The 23,018-nt window shown below is 44.4% G+C and carries 22 protein-coding genes; 8 read left to right on the top strand and 14 right to left on the bottom strand.

The genetic code is table 11. The annotated features are described in order from the left end of the window. Window positions 1-3: 3 nt before the first annotated feature. From lptC to uvrB, 10 genes are all read right to left on the bottom strand, one after another. Window positions 4-573 (bottom strand): LPS export ABC transporter periplasmic protein LptC, encoded by a 570-nt coding sequence (gene lptC / locus B9A91_RS12425; RefSeq protein WP_235012541.1) that lies wholly within the window; start codon window positions 571-573, stop codon window positions 4-6. Continuing rightward, window positions 573-1,886: a BamG family beta-barrel-assembly machinery protein gene (locus B9A91_RS12420; RefSeq protein ID WP_235012540.1), complete on the bottom strand. Its 1,314-nt coding sequence runs from the start codon at window positions 1,884-1,886 to the stop codon at window positions 573-575. The genes lptC and B9A91_RS12420 overlap by 1 nt, the downstream gene beginning before the upstream one ends. Next, window positions 1,849-2,613 carry a type III pantothenate kinase gene (locus B9A91_RS12415; protein ID WP_084238951.1) on the bottom strand — a complete coding sequence of 255 codons (765 nt, stop codon included), beginning with the start codon at window positions 2,611-2,613 and terminating at the stop codon, window positions 1,849-1,851. The genes B9A91_RS12420 and B9A91_RS12415 overlap by 38 nt, the downstream gene beginning before the upstream one ends. A 74-nt stretch (window positions 2,614-2,687) precedes the next feature. Then, a complete protein-coding gene (locus B9A91_RS12410) occupies window positions 2,688-3,668 on the bottom strand; it encodes a DUF6427 family protein (RefSeq protein ID WP_084238949.1) in 981 nt (326 codons plus the stop codon). Window positions 3,669-3,691: 23 nt separating this feature from the next. Further along, on the bottom strand, window positions 3,692-4,678 hold the full coding sequence (locus B9A91_RS12405; protein WP_084238946.1) for a glycosyltransferase family protein: 987 nt from the start codon (window positions 4,676-4,678) through the stop codon (window positions 3,692-3,694). A gap of 29 nt (window positions 4,679-4,707) precedes the next feature. Further along, a complete protein-coding gene (locus tag B9A91_RS12400) occupies window positions 4,708-5,559 on the bottom strand; it encodes a UDP-2,3-diacylglucosamine diphosphatase (protein WP_084238944.1) in 852 nt (283 codons plus the stop codon). Window positions 5,560-5,824: 265 nt separating this feature from the next. Further along, the gene (locus B9A91_RS12395; RefSeq protein ID WP_084238942.1) at window positions 5,825-8,305 is read right to left on the bottom strand and encodes a hypothetical protein; all 2,481 of its coding nucleotides are present in this window, start codon (window positions 8,303-8,305) and stop codon (window positions 5,825-5,827) included. Between the two features lie 87 nt (window positions 8,306-8,392). Then, on the bottom strand, window positions 8,393-8,650 hold the full coding sequence (locus B9A91_RS12390) for a DUF4834 family protein (RefSeq protein ID WP_084238940.1): 258 nt from the start codon (window positions 8,648-8,650) through the stop codon (window positions 8,393-8,395). A gap of 40 nt (window positions 8,651-8,690) precedes the next feature. Further along, on the bottom strand, window positions 8,691-8,885 hold the full coding sequence (locus B9A91_RS12385) for a YwbE family protein (RefSeq protein WP_084238937.1): 195 nt from the start codon (window positions 8,883-8,885) through the stop codon (window positions 8,691-8,693). 12 nt (window positions 8,886-8,897) lie between these two features. Further along, window positions 8,898-10,937 (bottom strand): excinuclease ABC subunit UvrB, encoded by a 2,040-nt coding sequence (uvrB, locus tag B9A91_RS12380; RefSeq protein WP_084238935.1) that lies wholly within the window; start codon window positions 10,935-10,937, stop codon window positions 8,898-8,900. Between the two features lie 72 nt (window positions 10,938-11,009). On the opposite strand from uvrB, the gene B9A91_RS12375 reads away from it, so the two are divergent. Genes B9A91_RS12375 through B9A91_RS12360 form a run of 4 tightly spaced genes read left to right on the top strand, consistent with a single transcriptional unit; the run spans window position 11,010 to window position 14,714 of the window. After that, entirely contained in the window at window positions 11,010-12,029 is a 1,020-nt protein-coding gene (locus B9A91_RS12375) for a DUF7033 domain-containing protein (protein WP_084238933.1), read from the top strand. Further along, entirely contained in the window at window positions 12,019-12,663 is a 645-nt protein-coding gene (upp, locus tag B9A91_RS12370; protein ID WP_084239697.1) for a uracil phosphoribosyltransferase, read from the top strand. Before B9A91_RS12375 ends, upp begins: the two co-directional genes overlap by 11 nt. Before the next feature lie 26 nt (window positions 12,664-12,689). Beyond that, the gene (locus tag B9A91_RS12365; RefSeq protein ID WP_084238931.1) at window positions 12,690-13,379 is read left to right on the top strand and encodes a YjjG family noncanonical pyrimidine nucleotidase; all 690 of its coding nucleotides are present in this window, start codon (window positions 12,690-12,692) and stop codon (window positions 13,377-13,379) included. An 18-nt stretch (window positions 13,380-13,397) separates the two neighbouring features. Continuing rightward, window positions 13,398-14,714: a flippase gene (locus B9A91_RS12360; protein WP_084238928.1), complete on the top strand. Its 1,317-nt coding sequence runs from the start codon at window positions 13,398-13,400 to the stop codon at window positions 14,712-14,714. On the opposite strand, the gene B9A91_RS12355 is transcribed toward B9A91_RS12360, so the two are convergent. After that, window positions 14,711-15,397, bottom strand: coding sequence for an FkbM family methyltransferase (locus B9A91_RS12355; protein ID WP_084239696.1), 687 nt, complete (start codon window positions 15,395-15,397; stop codon window positions 14,711-14,713). The genes B9A91_RS12360 and B9A91_RS12355 overlap by 4 nt on opposite strands. Before the next feature lie 130 nt (window positions 15,398-15,527). Here B9A91_RS12355 and B9A91_RS12350 point away from each other — a divergent pair, with 130 nt between their 5' ends. Further along, window positions 15,528-16,295, top strand: coding sequence for a class I SAM-dependent methyltransferase (locus tag B9A91_RS12350; RefSeq protein ID WP_084238926.1), 768 nt, complete (start codon window positions 15,528-15,530; stop codon window positions 16,293-16,295). 2 nt (window positions 16,296-16,297) lie between these two features. Beyond that, window positions 16,298-17,200: a glycosyltransferase family protein gene (locus tag B9A91_RS12345; protein WP_084238924.1), complete on the top strand. Its 903-nt coding sequence runs from the start codon at window positions 16,298-16,300 to the stop codon at window positions 17,198-17,200. Between the two features lie 30 nt (window positions 17,201-17,230). Here the strand turns inward: B9A91_RS12345 and B9A91_RS12340 are convergent, their stop codons facing one another. Then, on the bottom strand, window positions 17,231-17,980 hold the full coding sequence (locus tag B9A91_RS12340) for a class I SAM-dependent methyltransferase (protein ID WP_084238922.1): 750 nt from the start codon (window positions 17,978-17,980) through the stop codon (window positions 17,231-17,233). 164 nt (window positions 17,981-18,144) lie between these two features. On the opposite strand from B9A91_RS12340, the gene B9A91_RS12335 reads away from it, so the two are divergent. Together B9A91_RS12335 and B9A91_RS12330 are read left to right on the top strand one after the other, a co-directional pair. Next, entirely contained in the window at window positions 18,145-19,416 is a 1,272-nt protein-coding gene (locus B9A91_RS12335) for a glycosyltransferase family 4 protein (RefSeq protein WP_084238920.1), read from the top strand. A 15-nt stretch (window positions 19,417-19,431) separates the two neighbouring features. Continuing rightward, window positions 19,432-20,181, top strand: coding sequence for a glycosyltransferase family 2 protein (locus B9A91_RS12330; RefSeq protein ID WP_084238918.1), 750 nt, complete (start codon window positions 19,432-19,434; stop codon window positions 20,179-20,181). 62 nt (window positions 20,182-20,243) lie between these two features. Here B9A91_RS12330 and typA read toward each other — a convergent pair whose 3' ends face one another. Together typA and B9A91_RS12320 are read right to left on the bottom strand one after the other, a co-directional pair. Then, a complete protein-coding gene (gene typA, locus B9A91_RS12325) occupies window positions 20,244-22,049 on the bottom strand; it encodes a translational GTPase TypA (protein ID WP_084238916.1) in 1,806 nt (601 codons plus the stop codon). 92 nt (window positions 22,050-22,141) lie between these two features. Continuing rightward, window positions 22,142-22,957 carry an alpha/beta hydrolase gene (locus B9A91_RS12320; protein WP_235012539.1) on the bottom strand — a complete coding sequence of 272 codons (816 nt, stop codon included), beginning with the start codon at window positions 22,955-22,957 and terminating at the stop codon, window positions 22,142-22,144. Between the last annotated feature and the right edge of the window lie 61 nt (window positions 22,958-23,018).

The raw sequence follows: 23,018 nt of genomic DNA, 5'->3' as shown, positions 1-23,018 counted from the left end.
TCATTATTCTCCGAAACCTTCTTTCAAATAGGTTTCCCCGTAACCGCTTCCGGTCTTGTAATAACTGAAATCCTGAGGTGCGCTAAAGTCTACCGCATTGGCAAAAGAACCATCCGGTTGAGTAACCACCCCTTTTGGCGAGAAGAACATCTGCTTGTTCTGGTCCCATGTCAGTTCCTCTGTGTTAAAGGTAATGTTCTGGTTCACCACAATTACATTCTTTTTAAAAATGATCAGCTTTTCGGTCTCCTTCATGATCGCATAATCAGAGGTGATAGAACCGGTTATTTTCTGCTGTTCGTCCAGGAATTGAATCTTGATCCCCTTGGGCATTTCCTGGTAATTTGCGCCGTTCGATGGGGCGATCTTGTCCAATATAGGGGCAAAACCTTTGGCCTTAACTTTTGCAGAATCACTGTAAATGATCTCTACTGAGGTTGTCCGGTTGGTATCCAGACTGATCTTTTTAGACAGATTTACCGCTTTTTTCAGATCGTCCTCGCCACAGGAATACAGCGAAAGCTGAAACACACAAAGGATTACCAGGCCAAAAATTATACCCGGGCGTTTCATTAGTCAAATTTAAACCTTCTGAACCAGGTATCGTTAAGCGTAAAGCCGATATGAAAATTGATGTAGTTTTCCTGCACCAGCCCATTGCTTGTTGTCCCCCTTCTTCCAAGCTCGGTGGTAAAGTTAAGTTTATGAAAGGCATACCTGTTAAATGCCAGTGGAAGCCCCAAACCAAAAGTAACGGCCATCTGCTTCACATCCTGATTTCCTATCCTGATATAGGTCTTGTCATAGGTAAAGCCAAGCCTGTAGTCTACACGGTTAAAGTAACTGCCAATCGAAGTCATATCCGGTGTAAGCTGTCCTCCTGCCGAAAATCCCCAACTGTCTTCCAATCCTTTATTTACACCATTGATGCTCAACTGCGACCATTTCCCCATCCGGTAATCTGCACCGATCAGCCATTTGTTATCCTTCTGAATTGAAATCCCAAAATTATGCACCAGGGGCAGTTTCAGTTTTGCCGAGTTGTTCTCCAGGAAACTTGCTGAATCTAGCGCCGGCTCTTCCTCTCCTGCACTGTTAAGCTTGTAACGTGTAACCACAAAACTGGTCTTGGTATTGATATCCGATTTGTAAGAGCCCGAATAACCTAATGTAATCCTGCTCTTCACACTCAAAGGAATTTCATACTGGGCGCCATAAGAAAACCCAATACCACCAACACTGTTCTTGTTCTGCTGTTTGGTATTTAAAACCCCTGCAGCCTGAAGTTCGGTAGAACGGCTTTCTATCAGGTTACCAAAAACATATTCCACATTTGCACCGATCCTGAAATGATCGCCGAATTGCTGCCCTAAACCGAAATAGGCCTTGGTCAGACCACCTTCACCGGCATACAGCTTGTTCACTGTAGTGGTATCCAGCTGCTCAGTATTGGTATACTCGTAGCCCAGTTCGGTATAAGGCACCAAACCAAAACTCAAACCAGTACGACCAGCCTTAAGTGGAAAGGCCAATGCAATATGGCTTAGGCTGGAGTTAAAGCTGCCCTCGCTAAGACTTCCTTTTTTAAGTTCCTTAAATCCGGCGCTCATGCCTATATCAGCCGTAGCCATAGTAATACCCGCATAAGATGCCGGGTTTTGCATGTTGATATTGCTGTAATACGTACTCGGTTTATTGACCGCAGTAGAGATCCCACCCATTGCCCGGAGTTGTGGCAACAGCATACCTTTAACATTTCCAAGTCCATACCTGGAATAAGGAGACTGTGAAGTAACCTGTGCCTTAACCGAGTAACTGGCCAGCAATAACACTACTGCCGCTATATAATTAATTTTTTTGTACATATTCAAATGCAATAACTTCATTTAATCCTTTTAATACCAAATACGGATCGTGAATAATTTGAGGCGCAAAGATGCTGTTTTTTAATTGTTCTAGCAAAAAAGCAGCGTTACCCCCTGTCAACAATACCGTCAGGCCTGTATTTTTATTATTATATGAGGCAATAAAGCCCTCTACTTCATGAATTGCACCTTGTAAAACCCCATTCTTAATTGCAGTAATGGTATCCCTTCCATCAGGCACTTTAGTCTCTTTATTGTCCCAGCTCACCAGCGGCAGACGTTCTGTAAAATGATGCAAGGCCTCAAACCGCATCGTTAAGCCCAGACTGATGCTTCCCCCATAATATTCAGCCGCACTGTTCAACAGATCGTAGGTGATACAGGTGCCGGCATCTATCATTAAACAATTTTTCCCGGGATAACAGCGTTGTGCTGCGATCACTTTTGCCCAGCGATCCAGGCCAAGGGTTGCAATGGATTGATAATGGTTTTTTATACCGGTATTGCTTTTTGTAGAAAACGGAACGTAAGTGGTTTTCGATTTCAGCACTGCAATTACTTGCTCCAATGCCTCATTCATACTGTCAACACTCGAAATTGTTGAACTGCTCACCTCATATTGTTTAATTAAACCGCTCAGTACAGCCGGGGTAATTTGATGAAGAACCTGGTAGTCAACTAATGTTTTTTCATTAAAAACGGCCAGTTTACTATTCGTATTACCTATATCTATAACGAGGTTATGCATTAACTACTCCCGACTTCATTGCACAAATCTATTAATCTTTAGCTAGTTTCAAGCTGTCCAATTGTTAAAAAAAGTTAAACAAACAAAAAGTACTGGATGGCAAAAACCAGGATAAGGAACAAACTTTCATAAAACCATCGCCTTTTTGCATTAGAAAAATAATAGGCCAGCAAAACAGCACCCGGAGGCACGCATAGTAAAAAATGGTACAAGCGAAAGTCGGGTTTTGTATAAAAACTCAGGATGCTCACAATGAACATAAAAAACAGCATCTGGAATGCTTTTCTTGTACTGATAAAACTCCTGAAGAAGTTCTCTCTCAGTTGCAGAACGGCCAGGACCATCATCACCAGAACAGGAACCAGTACCAGGTAATCGTTATATTTAATTTTGAAAACCGAAGGGAATTTATTGCCCAGTGGCAGCCATATTTTATAGAACATAGACAAGCTATCGTTCCAGTAATAAAATACACCTACAAAAAAGAAGATCGTTAAAAACCCAACCAGGCCAGCAACCCATTCCCGCCAGTTAAAACTCCTGTACAACAGCAATGTCAGCCAGATCATCACCAGCATTACAATAAAAGGGAAATAGATCAAGGTGCCCAGTGCAATGATCATCCCGATATCAAACATGATCATTATGGCATTGGGCGATTTGCCGATCTTCAGGAACTTATCCATCATCCAGACCAGCAAAAAATTGCAGATCAACGTAGGACTCAGTACCAGAAAAGGCATGAACAAGCTGGCTCCGGTTACATACATCAGCGCAGGTAAATACCCCGGCTTGTTCAACAGTCCATGGTTATTGATTACCCGGTTAAACAGCAGGGCCTGGCCATAAACAATGATGCCTGCAAAAAATACATTCCCAGCTGGCGAAAAGAAGTCCTGCACTGGTATTTTCACAAAAAACTTGGTATAAGGTTCCAGGAACTCAAAGTTGAGATGGGCTGGAAGATCAGCAAAAATGGCGATCCGCATAAAAAAAGTATATGCGAACAAGATGAGCAGGTTGACAGGGTTTAAAGTTCTAAATTGATTAATCATGCCTAAAGGCAAAGTAAAGCAAATTATCTGGCAAACTGCTTTACAACTTTATCAATTACTGCAGCTGTCTCATCCGGAAAATGAAACTGATGTACCTGCGGACATTCTACCCAGTGTTTAATTACCGGCAGCCAGTTTTTGTTACTGCCCCACAGCACGGGCAGACCAAACTGCTTAAGCGCATAGGCGTTGCATTGTTGCTCATATTGGAACTTCATGGGTGCCACCAGCAATTTTTTGCCCAGGAATAAGGCCTCAGCAGGTCCTTCAAACCCCCCGCCAGTCAATAGCCCTTCACAGGAGGCCAGGCTCTTATTGAACAGCTCGTTGTTCACAGCCGTAACCGTCACATTCCCATTCACGTATCCTTCCTTGCTGTGCTTCGAAAACACCTCCCAGCGCACCTGCGGAATCTGTTTCAGCAGAGGTACCAGGTAGCGGTCGTCTATTGCTGGCAGATAAACCGTATAATGCCCCAGGTTACTGGTTTCCATATTTCTGATGCCAGCCCTGATCACCGGGGTGTAAATGAAATCATCGTACCTATCGAAATGAAATCCTACGTAATGTGTGGCCGGTGCATAATATTTCATCACCAGTTGTGCCCAATCTATGCTTTTAGGCTTAGGGACTTTCCTGGACCGGAAGGAAGCCTGGTGGCTTAGCCCTACACTTTCGATACCCCTGCTTTTGCAGGCCCAGGCCGTCACTGGTTCAAAATCGTTCAGGATCAGGTTATAGTCTTCCAACGGGATGCTACGCATGTCTCTTACAAACTGGGGCAGGTCCATCGATTTCCAGGTTTCATAATGGTTTACTCCACCCTTCTTACCAAAGATGAAACTGAAACCATGTAGCTGAAATTTAACCTCCTGTACCAGCTTCACATCCGCCTGGGTGCCGCTTACCAGTAAATCCACATCACCATATTGCTGCAACAGTGGTACAATCTCTCTGGCCCGGCTAATGTGTCCGTTGCCCGTACCCTGTATGGCGTAAAGTATTTTCATCCGCACCGAATATCCGTATTTTTTAGGCCTTAGGCAATTTCTAATTTAATCTTTTGCAGCAGCGTATGCACATCCAGCTTGCTATGCAGATCTTCACCGTCCGACATTTCGCCCTCCTCCACTTCATCTTTCTCAAAATCCTTCTGTTCGTACTTAAACACTTTCCAGGATTTATCGTAATATTCCAAAGCCGTCAGGTTTTCAACCCAATCACCACTGTTCAAATAAGTTACCGATCCGTCTTCGGTCCTGATACTCCGCATTTCCGGCTGGTGAATATGTCCGCAGATCACGTACTCATAGCCTTTCTCCACGGCCAGCTCGGCCGCAGTATTTTCAAAACTGTTGATGAACTTTACCGCATCCTTAAATTTTGCTTTGATCCTTTTCGAGAAACTCATTTTTTCCTGCCCGATCAGCCCAAGAAACCAGTTCACAAAGCTGTTGATCAGAATTAAAGTATCATAACCTACAGCGCCCAGTTTGGCCAGCCATTTTGAATGCTGCATGGTCACATCAAATATATCGCCATGAAAAAACCAGGCTTTTTTACCATCCAGTTCTATCACCAGTTTGTTCTGAAGGTGAAATGCCCCCAGATGCATATCTGCAAATTTTCGCAGTAGCTCGTCATGATTGCCTGTCAGATAATAAACCGGGACACCTTCTACTACAAACTTCATCAGTTTTCTCACCACTTTCATGTGAGTTTCGGGCCAGTATCTTTTGCTGAACTGCCAGATATCTATAATATCCCCGTTCAGTACCAGCATTTTAGGCTTAATACTTTTCAGATATTTCAATAACTCTTTAGCGTGACAACCATAAGTACCTAAATGTACGTCAGAGATTACGGCTATATCAACTTCTCTTTTAGACATCGTCTTCATCTATTGTTAGTTCATAAGGCCCAAAAAAAAGTGCGGCAATCACAATAAGGCATACTATAAAAAACAATTCCAGCATAGCGGCATTAGTTTATTCCACAAATGTGGAATATTCAGATTAACAATAAGTTAAGGAAGTGTTATAATAAAAAACCCCGACTGTTCCAGTCGGGGTTTAATCTCTTTACCAGAAAAAACAATGTGCTGCGAATACATGCAAATCCTTGCCATTCAGCAAAGATGTGGCGATGAGCAACATTTATTGATTTTTTCCCTTCTTCTTCTCAGAATAAAGCGCAAATCCCAGTCCGGCGATCAACAAAATTGATCCGGCAAGTGAAATTTTCTCACCCGCATAATACGAAACAGGTTCAAACTTAAATTCTACTTTATGATTCCCAGCCTCAAGCTGTGCAGCGCGCAAAACGTAATCCGCTCTAAAATATGGCTTTTTAGCCCCATCTACATACATGCTCCAGCCTTTATCGTAATAAATCTCTGAAAACACTGCAATTACATCCGTTGGCGCACTGTAAGAATATACCAGATGATCGGGATGATAGCTATCCAGTTTAATGAACGCACCTGCACCCGGGCTTAAACGTTTTTCATCAATAAGGCCTTTATACCTCACATCCACAATAGCCTCTTTTTTAGGATCGAAACTGTTGATTGCTTTCATCTCCTCATCTGCATCCTTTGCAAACTGAACGGTCTGCACAATCCAGGCATGCCCTGCGGCAGTTGCATTCCGCTGCATCTTCACCGACCCATTCTGCGGATCCTGCATGATGATGTATTTGGTATTCAGCATATCCAATACATCCTGGTTGATACTTTTTGAGAACTGCTTGTCGATCAGTTCCTGGTAACGTTTCAGCTTGGCCGCATGATAGCCGCCCACTGTTTTGTGGAATTGTGAGGCACTCGCATCAGAGAAAGTAGAAATGGTAAGGTCCAGTACGCGGTAATCCGGATCTTTATCCGCCAGGATCATATGGTCAATTTCCCTGGCCTGGAAGTGATTCTCCAGGTCGGCCTTGCTCACAAAATTCTTGTTGTTCAAATAACGACGGTCTACCTGCCACATGTCAATCAGCACTGCAAGCCCCAGTAAAATCATCACCATCTGCAGGCCCATTTTTTTAGTAATCATAGCCCACACCAGCCCATAAGCTATGGCTATGAACAGCAAAGAACGCAAAGCATCTGCTCGCGCTATACCTACCCTATCCTCCACCAATGCATTGGCAATGCTATGCGCTACACTGGCATTGTTCTGGGCAATTTGGGTGAGCGCCTGAACCATTTGTCCGTGCATAGAATTCGTAAAACTGAAAAATGCAGTAGGCATTACCGCTACCAGCAATGCAAAACCGCCGGTTATGCCTGCAGCAATGCTCAGTTTCTTAACCAGCGTTTTCTGATCCAGCGTACTTTCCTGCGCTTCCTTTACTGCAAGGAAAGCCAAAACAGGTACCATCAGACCTACAATTGCCAGAATAGACTCCACAGCCCTGAATTTGTTGTACATAGGGAAGTACTCAAAAAAGAGGTCAGATACCAATGGGAAATTCTTCCCGAAGGAAAGCAGCATGAACAAAATTGTGGTGGCTAAAATCCACCATTTTAAGCGGCTCCTAACAACCAGCAAACCAAATACAAACAGGAAGCACACAATTGCCCCAAAATAATAGGGACCGGAAGTGAAAGGCTTTTCGCCCCAGTACTGCTGTAAGCCAATATTGCCGGCCAGCTGCTGTATAGCTTGCGTAGGATCTCCTCCAGTAACACTTTGCAGCGCTTTATAAGTATTGCTTTCCGGCTTCACCAGTTCATCAATACCTGTAGGGCCACCGTAAAGATTAGGGATCACAAATGTAAAACACTCCGCTACACCCTGGCTCCAGCCATAGGCATATTCTTTAGACAGGCCATTCTTTTCTTCTGCACTGTCTGTAGTCAGATTGGACTTACCCCTGTTAGACTCCTTGCCGTATTCGTAGGTGGTCCACAGCTTGCCCGCATTTACCATCAGCGACAGTACCAGCGCTATGGCGAGAAAACCTATAGCACGTCCCATCTGCGCCAGCTTCTTTTCCTTAACCGCATGGTAAAGCTCTATACCCATAAAAATAAGCAAAGCAATCATCAGGTAGTAGGTCATCTGGATGTGGTTCGCCCTGATCTCAAGGGCAAGAAACAAAGCTGTTAAACTTCCGCCCAGCCAGTATTTGCCCCGCAGCGTTAAAATTATTCCTGCAATTATCGGGGCGATATAAGAAATAGCAAGGGCCTTATTGCTATGCCCAGCCTCTATTATGATAAAGTTATAAGAAGTAAAAGCTACTGCAACGGCCCCTGCTGCTGCCAGCAAAGGGTTTACTTTCAGTACACAAAAAAGTAAATATGCCCCCAACAGGTACATCAGCACCACGTCTACAGGATCCGGGAAAACCGTTTTCATAAAATCGATCACATAGGTGCCCACATTGTAAGGATGCTGCACCCAGATCTGATAAGCAGGCATACCCCCAAACATCTGGTTGGTCCAGAGTGGGCCCCTGCCATCTTTGGCTTTATAATCCATGATCTCCTTGGCAGTGGCCTTAGCTTGCAGCACATCGTTTTGCGAAAGGCCCTTGCCCTGTAAAACAGGACTGAAATAAACGAAACAGATAATTACAAAAAATCCAATTATGGCCAGGTGAATGCCATTTGCTTTTAACCAGTTATTCATTAAGGTTTGTTTAAGATTAAACTAACCCCAAACTTAGTAAAATGATTTATTTTTACCGGACTCCCCGTAAGCTTTTTTCAAAAATGTTTATTTGAGTTCTTCGTAGTCTACAAAATCACCCAGTTTATCAGAATTGCCTTTTTTTGGTTGGGGCGGGGGCATGTAATCAATAGAGATGGATCCTTCCGGTTTATTTTGACGTTGTTGCTGCCTGTGCTGGTCCTGGGCCTGCTGCTGCACTTTTGCAAACATATTCCTCAATACTACGGGAAACACCAGACGCAGGATGATCCTGATGATGTACAATACCAGTAGTGCAATTAATATGAATTTTATAACTCCCATTATTTTTAAAACAATTACAAATATATATTGTTTTGGGTTTTTATTCAACAATATTTGCTACCCGGCCTATCTGTCCGTCCTCCAGGCGCACTTTTATACCCCTGGAATGAAAAGCGGCCGAAGTCAGTAAATTGGCCACAATTCCCCTCGTCAGTTTACCACTGCGCTGGTCCTTTTTAAGAATGATGTCTACCTCAAGTCCTGGATAAATGTCTTTTCTGCTTTTTCCGTCCATCATGCAAACATACTACTTCCCAAACCTTTCTTCAAACAGTTTTTCCATTGCAAACATTTCGTCCCGCAATCGTGCGGCCAGTAAAAAATCCATATCCTTAGCAGCCTTGCTCATTTCCTTACGGGTCTTGTCTATAGACTTCTGCATTTCCGGCTTGGTCATGTACTGCACAATAGGATCTGCGGCAATGCTTACTTCATCTACCTCTACATAAGCCTTCGCCCGCTTGTTTTCGCCCGACGAGAAGTCCAGCACAGACGTCTGTTCAATAATAGCTTCCCTGCTTTTCCCTACGGTTTTAGGAATGATGCCATGCTCCAGATTATAGGCCACCTGCTTCTCCCTTCTTCTGTTGGTTTCTTCGATGGTACGCTGCATAGATTCTGTCATGCTATCTGCATACATAATCACCCTGCCCCTGTCGTTCCTGGCGGCCCGGCCAATGGTCTGGATCAGCGCCCTGTCCGAGCGCAGGAAGCCTTCTTTATCTGCATCGAGAATGGCCACCAGCGATACCTCCGGCAAATCCAACCCTTCCCGCAGCAGGTTAATCCCGATCAGCACATCAAACTCGCCCAGGCGCAGCCCTCTCAAAATCTCTACCCGTTCCAGAGTTTTCACCTCCGAATGAATATAGCGGCATTTGATGTTCAACCGGTCCATGTATTTGGTCAGCTCCTCGGCCATACGTTTGGTTAGCGTGGTTACCAGTACCCTGTCACCCTGCTTAATTGTCTTATCGATCTCATCAAGCAGGTCATCTACCTGGTTAATTGCCGGACGCACGTCTATCAAAGGGTCCAGCAGTCCCGTAGGCCTGATTACCTGTTCAATCACCACCCCTTCCGATTTCTGCAATTCGTAGTCTGCAGGTGTAGCACTTACATATATGGTTTGCGGAGCCAGGCGCTCAAACTCATCAAAATTCAGCGGCCTGTTGTCCAGTGCCGAAGGCAAACGGAAGCCATATTCAACCAGCGACATCTTCCTCGATCGGTCTCCTCCATACATCGCCCGGATCTGCGGCACAGTAACATGGCTTTCATCAATCACCATCAGATAATCATCCGGAAAATAATCCAGCAGACAGAAAGGTCGCATCCCCGGGGCGCGGCCATCAAAAAACCTGGAGTAGTTTTCAATACCAGAACAATATCCCAGTTCCTTCATCATCTCTATATCAAAGTTCACCCGCTCCTCCAGCCTTTTTGCCTCCAGTAAGTGACGGTCCCCAATCAGCTGGTTCTTGCGCACTTCCAGTTCCTCCTGTATCCCCCAGATCGACGAGTTGAACCGCTCTTTAGGAGTTACAAATAAGTTGGCGGGGTAAATGGCCATATCTTCCAGCTTTTCCAGTGTCTTACCTGTAACGGGGTCAATCACACTCAGTTCCTCAATATCATCACCAAAAAACGAAATCCGGTAGGCTGAATCCAGGTAGGCAGGAAAAATATCCACGGTATCACCTTTTACCCTGAAAGTCCCCCGTTTAAAATCATTTGTTGTCCGGGCATATAGAATTTCTACCAGGCTATGCAGAAAAGAATTTCTCGAAATCCGCGTACCCACAGAAAAGCGGAATACGGACCTTGAAAAATCCTCTGGATTACCCATACCATAAATGCAGGAGATAGAAGAAACCACAATCACATCCCTGCGGCCCGACATTAGCGCAGAAGTAGTCCGCAGCCTCAGTTTTTCAATCTCTTCATTAATACTTAAGTCCTTTTCTATATAGGTATTGCTACTTGCAATAAAGGCCTCTGGCTGGTAATAATCATAGTAAGACACAAAATAGTTCACCGCATTTTCCGGAAAAAACTGCTTGAACTCCCCGTACAACTGGGCTGCCAGTGTTTTGTTATGGCTTAAGATCAGGGTGGGTTTTTGCGTTTCCTGAATCACATTAGCTATGGTAAAGGTTTTACCCGAACCGGTTACCCCAAGTAGGGTCTGGTAATGCTCTTCGGCCTTAACACCCTCAACCAATTGTTTAATGGCACTGGGCTGATCTCCTGTCGGTTTGTAGTCTGAAACAATTTTAAATTTCATTCCTGAGTATATGTGATTAATGAGCTGAGATGGGCATCAAATATAAAGAATAATATGCTAAATTTATTCCTCATGAAGCTTCTGATTTACGTACCCCTGCTTACGCCCCGCATAAAGTACATCTTCAACTTTATATTCCATGACATCCTTAAAACCGAGGTAGGCTTTAGTGTCAGCATCGAAGAATTCGTGCAATCTACACTGCCCAAATTCTGTTATGCTCCCCAACCTATCGGAGGTGAATTGTTCTTTAAAAGTGCGCAGCTACTGCTTGAACATAAAATAACAGCACAGCAAATCCGCACAACCCGGTTTGGCGACCATAAAGTGCCTTTCGCTGTCGAAAAAAGTACGCTGCCATTCGATGTTTTTGCTGCATCCTTCTATTTCCTAAGCAGGTATGAAGAATACCTGCCACCAGCGCAGGACAACAACCTTTATGCACCCTTACAAAGTCTGCAGTACCATGCCGGCCTATTAAAACTTCCGGTGATAGATGGCTGGGCACTGCTCCTTAAAAACATCCTGTTAAAACATTTCCCTGAACTCTCCTTTGGCTCCAGGGAATTCTCTTTTAACCCTGTATATGCCCTTCCTGCAAAAACAAAAGCTCTAAGCCCGATTGCCCGTATGGCTGGTTATTTCAGATCAATGATCCGCAGGGTCACAACAAACGACCAGGAAAAACTCGCCTGTGTCCATCAGCTTATTGTACAAATGCAGCAGGAAGGATCTATAAAAACAGCGCAGGTATTTATCTCACCGGCAAACAGCGCCGCTCATTTTGATGCGCAGCTACTGCTGCCAAAAAGTTATATCAGACTGATTAAAAACAATACGGGCAATGACTACAGCATGTATTACAGCAACCAGCCTGGCTTCAGGGCCGGAACCTGCAGCCCCTTCCTATGGTACGATCTTCAGCTCGAGCAAACCACAAGGCTAATCATTCACCCTGTCGCAGCGACAGACCTGGCACTGCTTAACAACAAAACCACCGAAGCATTGTTGTTACAGTTGAATGAACTTTTAGATAGTGTTAAACTGGTAAATGGCCATTTTTATTTTTTATCTTTATATAATGATATTTGAGCTCAGTAAAATCAATTCCATTGCAAATGTTTTTGTCGCTGAGATCAGGGACGAAAACATTCAGAAAGATTCCATGCGCTTCCGTTACAACATGGAACGCATCGGAGAATTTTTTGCAATGGAAATCAGCCGTACCTTTGCTTATACCAAAACAGAAACACAAACCCCACTGGGCATTGCACAAACGGTTAAACTGACAGAGCAGCCGGTACTCGCTACCATCATCCGCGCGGGGATTCCCTTGCACAAAGGCATGCTCAATATTTTCGACAGGGCGGAATCCGCATTTCTGGCGGCCTTCAGAAAAGTGCACAAGAGCGGTAGCTTTGAAATCGCACTCGAATATGTTTCCACACCAGACCTAAGTAACAGGATCGTAATCATGGCCGACCCCATGCTGGCTACCGGCATGAGTATGGTGCTTTGCTGTAAAGAACTGATGCGCAGTTATCCGATCAAAGAATTGCATATCGTATCGGCCATCGCCAGCGCTGAAGGCATCAGGCATGTAAGGGCAAACCTGCCCAAAGCAAAATTATGGATAGGGGCTATTGATGAAGAAATGACGAGTAAATCGTACATTGTGCCCGGATTGGGAGATGCCGGCGACCTGGCCTATGGGCCAAAAGTCTAGCTCCCTGTTACCCGAGAACATAAAGCATGATCAAGCATATTTTTTTTGATTTAGACCATACCATCTGGGATTTCGACCGCAATGCCCAGGAAACACTAAAGGAACTTTATGAACTGTACCAGCTCGAAAAAGCTGGCCTCCGTTCCTGCGAGGAGTTTATTGCTACCTACACCGAAAATAACCACCAGCTGTGGGCAGAATACCACGTAGGCAGGATCAGTAAGGAACAGTTGCGGTCACAAAGGTTCAACAAAACCTTCAGGCAGCTTGGGGTAAAACCCGATCAGATCCCTACGCAGTTCGAGGAAGACTATGTACGCATCAGCCCCACCAAAACCAATCTCTTCAGGGGCTCTGAAGAAGTACTGGGCTATCTTTACAAAAAATATACACTGCATATCATTTCCAACGGCTTTAAGGAAACCACACTTACCAAAATGAATGTTTCCGGCTTAAACCCATACTTCCGCAATGTCATCATCTCTGAAGATGTAGGCGTAAACAAACCTCATAAAGCCATTTTTGAATATGCCCTTAACAAAGCACAGGCCCAGAAGCACGAGAGCATCATGATTGGTGACAGCCTGGAGGCCGACATCAGAGGGGCGCAGGACTTTGGCATGAAAGCCATTTATTTCAATCCGCTGAACAAGGATAAGCCAGGCGATGTGGAATGGCAAATCAATAACCTGGAAGAACTGCTCCATCATTTTTAATTTTGCATCTTTGCAGGCATGAAATTCCCCGCCATTAAAGGCTTTGACCATGAAGCATTCAACAAGTACCTGAAAAATACAGGCATGCTTATGTTTGGAAAGATAGGGAGCCTGGTTATCAAAATGCTGGTTAGCATACAGATTGCCAATCACCTGGGTGCCTTTAACAACGGAATATTAAACGGCGCCATCGTTTACGTAGCCCTTTTTGCTGCAGTGGCCTCCCTGGGGCTCGATCAGTTTACGGTAAAGGAGCTGCATGCCTATCCTGAAGAGCGCGACCGTATTTTAGGTACTGCTTTTGGCATGAGGCTGATGGCCGGATTGCTCTGCATCCCTGTAATTTACCTTAGCTGGCAGTTCTTCGGACTGGAAAAAACGCCCTACCTCTATGTGCTCATCCTTTCCTTTACGGGTTTTTTTCAATCCTTCAACATCATCGACTCTTATTTCCAGTCAGAAGTCCAGTCCAAATACATCATGCAGGTACAGATTACCGCTACTCTGCTTGCTGCGGGCATAAAACTGGTACTGATATTCAGCAATTGCGCGCTGGTCTGGTTCGTATATGCATCTATTTTCGACTTCATCTCACTGGCACTGGGTTATCTTGCCGTATACAACCGCAAGGGAAGAAGTGTAGGACAATGGAAATTCGACCTGAGGCTCGCCAGAAAACTGATCTCTTTTTCCTGGCCGCTCATCATTTCCGGGATCATGGTATCCCTGTACATGTATATCGACCAGCTGATGCTGCATGAAATGAGCGGTCCTGCAGCACAGGGCTTATACAGCACAGCTGTCGCTTTCAGCTCGGCCTGGTATTTTGTGCCCACCATCATTGTCAGCTCCCTGTTCCCTGCCATCCTCAATGCCCGGAGGGATGACCCGGAAAGGTATCAGAAAAGACTGCAGAACCTGTACGATATTATGGTCTGGTTCAGCATACTCTTTGCCTTGGTCGTTACCATAGCGGCACCGCTGATCTATAAACTGTTTAAGCCCGAATATGCCAGTGCGGCACCCATCCTGGCCGTACACGTATGGTCGGGCATTTTTGTTTTCCTGGGTACTGCCAACACCCAATACATGATTGCCGAAAACCTCAACAAGATCACTTTCATCAGAACTACCGTTGGGGCTATAGTCAACATCCTGCTCAACCTCTGGCTCATTCCGGTTATGGGGCCACTGGGCGCCGCAGTAGCTACCCTGATCTCCTATTTTGTTTCTACCTTCTTCGTTGTCTTCATCCCGCAGTTACGCCGTCAGGCCCTTATGATGCTGAAATCACTGTTCCTGATTACACTGTTTCAGAAGATAAGAAAACGTTAGCCAGCGCTGTTGAGGCGGTAAATGCAGGTCCTTAAGGTTTTGGCAAAAAAAACATAGCCTTTCTCCTTCAAAAAAGGATATATCCGCGAATTGCCCATTTCATCCACATTGATATTCTCTTCAACCAGCAGCACTTCAGGCTTATACTTCTCCCAATTGTTTGATTTCAGCACTTCAAAATCAAGCCCCTCTACGTCTATGGTCATAAAATCTATCCTGGTGCCTGCGGGTAAATATTGATCAAACACTTCAGCAAGTGGGAATACATCAATCTTCACTTCCTTTATGATCTTGTATTTTGGCCTTTCCTTTACAATTTTTTCTGAAACATCCTTCGAAAAACTGTTCAGCGCAGGTTCATTGAAACAATAGAAAGTCAGCGTGTCCCGGCTTTCCCCTACACCAATATTCAGGTTAATGTCCCTTCTTCTGAACAGGTTAAAAGGTTTGATGGCTGAGGGGGTGGGCTCAATATTAATGCCCCTCCAGCCCCTCTTGTAAAAAAAAAGCGTATTGGAATACCTCACCGGATGGTGTGCCCCTACATCAACAAAGAAACCTTTGTAGTCCTTCCTCCCTTCATAAATGGATTTAAGGATCATGTCCTCACCATCCTGTGAATACGATCTGGATGAGCTGAAATAATGAACAGGTAAGTATTTTGCAATTAGTTTCTTTAACATAAATTCTCTTTTTAGCCAGCATTCATCTATTTTTACAAAAGGACGCCCTGTTTTGAAGATCAATCAATTTTTGCGTAAAAATACAGATAAAACTATAAAATGATACCTTTACGCAACTTTCAATTCCTGCATGACTAAAATTACCGATACCGTAGTCCGGGCATACGACAACTTCTATAAAGAAAGCGATACAGAATGGCGCCTGCTTGGCGCCAGGGCCAAAGCGCAAAACCTCATTGAGGTTTGTAAAAACAGAACTTTCCAAAAGGTTTTGGAGGTTGGAGCCGGAGACGGTAGTGTGCTCCATTTTTTAGACCAGTGGAACTTTGGCCAGCAGTTGTATGCTTTGGAAATTGCTTCCAGTGGTGTAGAACTGATCAGAAACAGGAACCTGGATAAACTCGTGGAAGCACAGGCTTTTGACGGATATAACATTCCTTATCCCGATGATACATTTGACCTGGTTATTCTGACGCATGTGCTGGAGCATGTAGAGCATGAACGGCTGCTGCTGAGAGAACTCAAACGCGTAGCCCGGTTTATCGCCATAGAAGTCCCGCTCGACTATCGCTTTGGGGTTGACCAGCGGATGAAACATTTTCTGGACTACGGCCACATCAACATGTACAGCCCAACCCTCCTTCGCTTCCTGCTGCAAAGCGAAGGGCTCGAAATTTTATCGGACAAAGTTTCATTAACCAATCCCGAAGCCACTAAATTCAATGAATTTGTGAACAGAAAACGAAACAAATCTGTTGTTAAGGTACTGAAAATAGATCTGGAGTACAGACTAAAAAAACTGCTCAGCAGCCTGTTGGGGAAAAAGAAAAAAGAGCAGTTTGGCAATGCCTATACCATTTTAACAAAAAAATCAGCAAACAAACTGCAGATATTCTGAACATGCAAACCTTCGCCCCCATTGCCTTATTCGTATATAACCGCCCGCAGCATACCGCACGGACCTTAAAGTTTTTAAAAGAGAATGAGCTGGCTTCCGAAAGCAGGTTGTTCGTTTTTTCTGATGGACCAAAATCAGCTGCCGATGAAGACAGTGTAGCACAGGTAAGGGAACTGCTCCGAAATATCAGCGGGTTCAAATCAATAGAAATCATAGCGCGGCCGGCCAATATGGGACTTGCCAATTCCGTAATCGCAGGCGTAACCCGCCTCGTTAAGGATTACCGGCAGGTCATTGTACTGGAAGACGATCTCATTACTTCTCCTTATACCTTAACCTATTTTAACGAAGCCCTGAATAAGTACCGCGAAGAAGACAAAGTGATGCATATCGGGGCATATATGTATAACCTGAAAGCCCCGGACTTGCCTGAAACTTTTTTTTACCGTGCAGCAACCAGCTGGGGATGGGCCACATGGGATAGGGCCTGGCAGCACTTTGAGCCCAATATAGATATACTTATATCGGGATTTGACAAAAATCAAAAAAATGCTTTCTCCATAGAGCACAACATGAATTTCTGGAAACAAATGCTCGATTTTAAAAATGGGAAGAACAATTCCTGGGCAATCCGCTGGTATGCTTCTATTTTTTTAAGGGGCGGCCTCACCCTAAATCCCTCCCATTCAATGGTCAATAACATTGGTCACGACGGCAGTGGTGTCCATTCCGGGATCAATGAAATTTACAACGTAATCATCAATCCAAAACCAATCTCCACGTTCCCAGATGAGATCAAAGAAGATCCAAAAGCGTATGCAGCCATAAAACACTTCCTCTCCACCAGGAAAGGTTCCCTTTGGCAAAGATTAAAACGATACGTCATTCAGCGTTTAAAAAGCTAAGCCAGGGGCAGAGCAGTACCAGTTTTAAACTTAGGGCTTTCTAGCTTCAAGAATGATATAAGGTGACAATTGCCTTGAATTAAAGGGAAATATTTTGGTAAATACCTTACCCACCAGCCACAGTGCCTTTTTAAACAGGCGCAGGCCTGCGGGCTTTTGCTGCTCATCTTCCAGCCATAAACTAAAATGCCCGAAATACCGCGACTGCACAACGGTAAGGCCCGCCTCCCTGCAAATCCTTTCCAGAAGGCGGGGATCCATGCAGCCGATGTTGTGTTTATCGTAATTTTCCCTATCAAAAGATTTTTGAAGCCAGCCGTTTAAAGCCCTGAAATTGGGAAGGGTAATAAATAAGGTTCCGCCCGGTTTTACAAAGGCAATATGTCGGTTAATGATATCCGCCGTATCTTTAAAATGCTCAATCAGCCCGCAAGACAGTACCAGGTCAAACTGCTGTTCCGGCACATAACTGAACAGGTCTGTTTCAATGATATGAATATCCTCTTCTTTCAGCGCATTGGCTTCCAATAAACCCCTGGTAACCGGAGGATGCACAAAATAATCCAGCAGGGTAACATCCAGGCTAAAATATTTTTTCAAAAAAACCGCATAATAACCTGGAAAACCGCCAAGCTCTATCGCTGTTTTTACAGACTGTCCTTTAATGATGGCAGATAATTGCTCATGGAACAAATAGTTTGCAGGAATCCTAACCGACAAGCCGGTTTTACGCTCCCAATAATTTACCCAAAATGATCTGTCTGTTAACAGATTATCCATAATAATGCTTTCTTCAATAAATAAACCGACAACAAGTTTCCTTACCTGTCGTTATTTTCACGTATTATTTGCTAAATTTTCCGACTGCTGGGCAAAGCTCCTGAAGCAGCGAAAATACGTAACACTTTTAATAAAGGTTAACAATAATATGTAAATTTGAGAAATTGAAAGTAGTCCACTTAAATACGTACGAAGGTAACGGCGGCGCCGGACGTGCCTGCCTGCGGTTAAGTGAGGCATTGAATGCTTCGGGAACTTCATCAAAAGTGATGGTCTATTTCCAGTTCAGCCCCAGCAGCAAGACAGGTACCTTCAGTAAAAACCCATTTCAAAAAGCCTGGGCAATATTCCATATCCTGGCCGAGCGTTACCTGTCAAAAGCATTTACAAAAGCCGTAAAAACACCTTTTTCCCTGCAATGGTTTGGGCGCTCAGTTATCGATCATCCTGAAGTTAAATCAGCCGATATTATACACCTGCACTGGATCAATCATGGCTTCCTATCGCCCAAATTCCTGGCCGAACTGGATGAACTGGAAAAACCAGTTGTATGGACCTTTCATGATAGCAATGCCTTTACCGGTGGTTGCCATGTCCGCTACTCCTGCGAAAACTACCACAAAGAATGCGGTTCCTGCCCCCTACTCAGGTTCAACGGAAAAAACGATCTTTCCCATAAAACCTGGATGCGCAAAAAGAAAGCCTACTCCGAACTCAACTGCCATATCGTTGCCCCAAGCAACTGGATGGCAAAGTCAGTAAAGATAAGCAGCCTTATGGGCTTCAGGGAGGTGACTGTAATTCCCAATACCATCGAAACCCAGGTATTTAAACCCTATGTAAAAGCAGAAGCAAAAAAAATACTGAAGATCAGCCCCGAAAAATTTGTCATGATGAGCGGCTTTATGCCCTCAAAAAATGACAAGCACAAGGGCACCTCGTACCTCATTGATGCGTTAAACGACCTGGCTACAAGGCCGGGCATCATAAAAGAAAAGATAGAACTGGTCATATTTGGTAATAAAGGCAATGCTGAACTGCCGGAGTTCCCTTTCAAGACCACTTTTTTAGGCAACATCAACAACGATGAGCACCTGGCCAAGTGTTATTCCGCTGCCGATGTGTTCATCGCCCCTTCGCTGGAGGATAATCTGCCCAATACTGTCATGGAAAGCCTGGCCTGTGCAACGCCTGTAGTGGCATTTAAAACCGGCGGCATTCCCGACATGGTAAAACACCTCGAAAACGGGTATCTGGCCGAATACCAGTCGGCTGAAGACCTGGCCACCGGAATAGAATGGCTGTATCACGATGAAAATGCTCCTGATATCCAGAAAGAAGCACGTCGGACCATCTTGAGCCAATTCTCTGAAGCTGTTATTGCCGGAAAGCACCAGTTATTGTACCAGTCGCTCCTCGATCTCCAACCCAAATAACCTTTGTCCAAGCCCATGCAACCAAAATTAAGCGTCATCACCATCGTATACAATAACGTGAAAGACATAGAACGCACCATGCGTTCTGTACTGAACCAGACCTATCCGAATATAGAATACATCATTATTGATGGCGCATCAACTGACGGTACCAAAGACATCATTTATAACTATAAATCCAGGCTGGCGCAATTCATTTCCGAACCCGACAAAGGCATTTACGATGCCATGAACAAAGGTCTTCGGCTGGCAACGGGCGACTACGTCTTGTTTATGAACTCTGGCGATGAGTTGTATGCTCCTGAAACCGTGAAAGAAGTATTTGAAAGTGCTGCATCGGCCGACATCTATTACGGCGAAACCGAAATGTTCAATGAACAATGGCAAAGCCTGGGCCAAAGGCGTCACTGTGCTCCGGAACACTTCAACTGGAAAAGCTTTAAATATGGCATGAGCATTAGCCACCAGGCTATCTATGTAAAAAGGAGCATAGCCGGGGCTTTTAACCTTAAATATAAATACAGTTCAGATATCGACTGGATCATCAGGGCAACTAAAAATGCATCCAGCATTGTAAACACCCATATGTATGTAGCCAAATACCTGGTTGGTGGCATATCCAAGAAAAAACATCTGGCCAGCTTAAAAGAGCGCTTCCGCATATTTACCCGATACTATGGCTTGGTGCCCAACCTCATCAACCACATTGTGATTGCGGCCAACCTGGCAGTATATTTTGTCCGCCACCGCAAAACCAACGATTAAGCCCATAAAAAAACCTGTAAGCCATGGCTTACAGGTTTTCTATTTTCAAAGCAAGATGCTAATTATTGAAATTTCTTCGCATTGATCTTACGTTCGTTCTCTGTCAAATAGATCTTGCGTAAACGCATGCTTACCGGCGTTACCTCAATGTATTCATCAGCCTGGATATACTCCATAGCCTCTTCCAATGAGAATTTAATGGCTGGTGCAATACGGGTATTGTCGTCACTTCCAGAAGCACGCATGTTGGTCAGCGCTTTTCCTTTAACCACATTGATTACCAAGTCATTATCGCGTATATGTTCACCCAGGATCTGGCCTTCATAAATATCCACTCCAGGATCAACAAAGAAACGTCCGCGGTCCTGCAATTTATCAATTGAATAGGCAGTAGTATTGCCTTTTTCCATAGACACCAGAACACCATTTAATCTGCCCGGAATAGTTCCTTTCCATGGCTCGTAGGCTTTAAAACGGTGTGCCATGATGGCTTCACCTGCTGTTGCCGTAAGCACGTTATTCCTTAAGCCAATGATACCACGTGATGGAATCTCAAACTCAAGGTGCTGCAGATCGCCTTTTGGCTCCATGATCAGCAGCTCGCCTTTACGCTGCGTTACCAGCTCAATTACCTTACCAGCAACCTCACCCGGAACATCCACGATCAGGGTCTCAACCGGCTCACATTTTTTACCGTCAATTTCCTTAACAATAACCTGCGGCTGGCCAACCTGGATTTCATAACCCTCACGACGCATGGTCTCGATCAGTACCGACAAGTGCAGGATACCTCTTCCGTAAACCAGGTAGGCATCAGGCGATTCGGTCTCAACAACCTTCAGCGCCAGGTTTTTTTCCATCTCTTTGTACAAACGTTCTTTCACACGTTGTGAAGTCACGAATTTACCTTCCTTACCAAAGAAAGGAGAGTTATTGATGGTGAACAGCATGTTCATCGTCGGCTCGTCAATTTTGATTACGGGCAGTTGCTCCGGAGCATCAAAATCAGCAATCGTATCGCCAATATCAAATCCTTCAATACCCACAACAGCGCAGATGTCACCAGATTTGACCTCTGTAGTGCGAATTTTTCCAAGCCCTTCAAAGGTATACAATTCTTTTACCCTCGATTTTACAATCTTTCCATCACGTTTGATCAGGGTAACCGGCTGGTTTTCCTTAATGCTCCCGCGATGTACACGCCCGATAGCGATACGGCCAACGAAAGAAGAGTAGTCAAGTGAGGTAATCTGCATCTGCAGCGTACCATCGTTAACAGGTGCAGGCGGAATGCTTTCAACTACAGTATCCAGTAACGCAAAAATATCTGTAGTAGGGACCTTCCAGTCTGTACTCATCCATCCTTGTTTGGAAGAACCATAAATTACAGGGAAGTCCAGCTGGTCTTCAGTTGCTTCAAGGTTAAAGAACAATTCAAAAATTTGCTCGTACACCTCTTCAGGGCGGCAGTTTTCTTTATCTACCTTGTTTACAACGACTATTGGTTTTAAACCTAAAGAAAGTGCTTTTTGAGTTACAAAGCGGGTTTGAGGCATCGCACCTTCAAAAGCATCGCAAAGTAAAAGTACACCGTCGGCCATCTTCAATACCCTTTCTACCTCACCCCCAAAGTCGGCGTGACCCGGAGTATCAATGATATTGATTTTAACATCCTTATATTTAACCGAAACGTTTTTCGAAACGATGGTGATACCACGCTCACGTTCCAGATCGTTGTTATCAAGTATTAAATCCCCGGATTGTTCGTTATCACGGAAGATTGAACAAGAGTGTAAGATCTTATCAACCAGTGTAGTTTTACCGTGGTCAACGTGGGCTATGATTGCTATATTTCTAATTTTTTGCATAAAATGCGTCTGATTTTTCGCGCAAAGATAGCGTTTATTATCGACATATCAAGCAATTAGCTTAAGCCAGGTATTAAGTTTTTATGCAGAAATTAATCTATAGGTGTAATTTTCCGGCCAAACGCCCAGCATAAAAACGCAGGCATCGCCTTTGCCCAGGTAGGCACTTCATGTTTGCCCCCAACCATTTCATAATAGCAGATGTCATGTGGTCGCTCATAGCCTTTTTTCAGGAGCTCCTTAATGACATCAATTGTATCGTCAATAGAATCGATAATAAAGTTCCTGTTCCGGTCGGCCTGCTCATCTTCCGTTCCGGTCATTAACCAGAATTTCAGTTCAGGCTTTGCTATTGTTTCTGCTATGCTTTGGTGCAAAATGCGGTCATTATCGGTGTAACCTTCTTTCAGGTCTTTTTTCCGCCACCAGAAAGATCCGGAAAAAACACCTACCGCATCAAAATAGTTGTCATTGTTCCAGGCAATATCAAAAGCGCTAAGCCCTCCCAGCGAAAATCCTGCAAAAGCCCGCTTGCCATTGATCGGCAATTCAACTTCAGTCTGTACAAATGGCACAAGCTCTTTTATGATAAAATCGGTATAAGCTCCAGCTTTGCTTCCCCTACCCAAAAAATCAGGCATACCAGCCACGCCATACTCCTGCAGGCGCTCAGTGCCAGCTTTAATGGCAACCACAACAAGTGGCTCCATTTTAAAATTGCGGTAAAGGCGGTTCAATGTTTCCTGAAGCTGAAGTGCTCCTGTATCCTGTCCATCGTTCAGCAACAGCAGGTTCAGCTGCTCATTGCCCAGCAGGTTCTCCGGAATAAAGATCTCCAGCGCTACTTCCCTTTTCAGGCAAACAGATTTTAAAATATGTTCAGTTTTTACAACTTCCGGAAGTAACATGACAGTATACATAATTCAGCGATTCCCCTTTCTCACAAATAATTCGCAAAGTTAATAATCT

Origin of the sequence: Pedobacter africanus (assembly GCF_900176535.1) — a bacterium.
GTDB lineage: Bacteria > Bacteroidota > Bacteroidia > Sphingobacteriales > Sphingobacteriaceae > Pedobacter > Pedobacter africanus.
The sequence above is the reverse complement of the archived record's forward strand: the minus strand, read 5'-3'. Positions and strand labels throughout refer to the sequence as shown.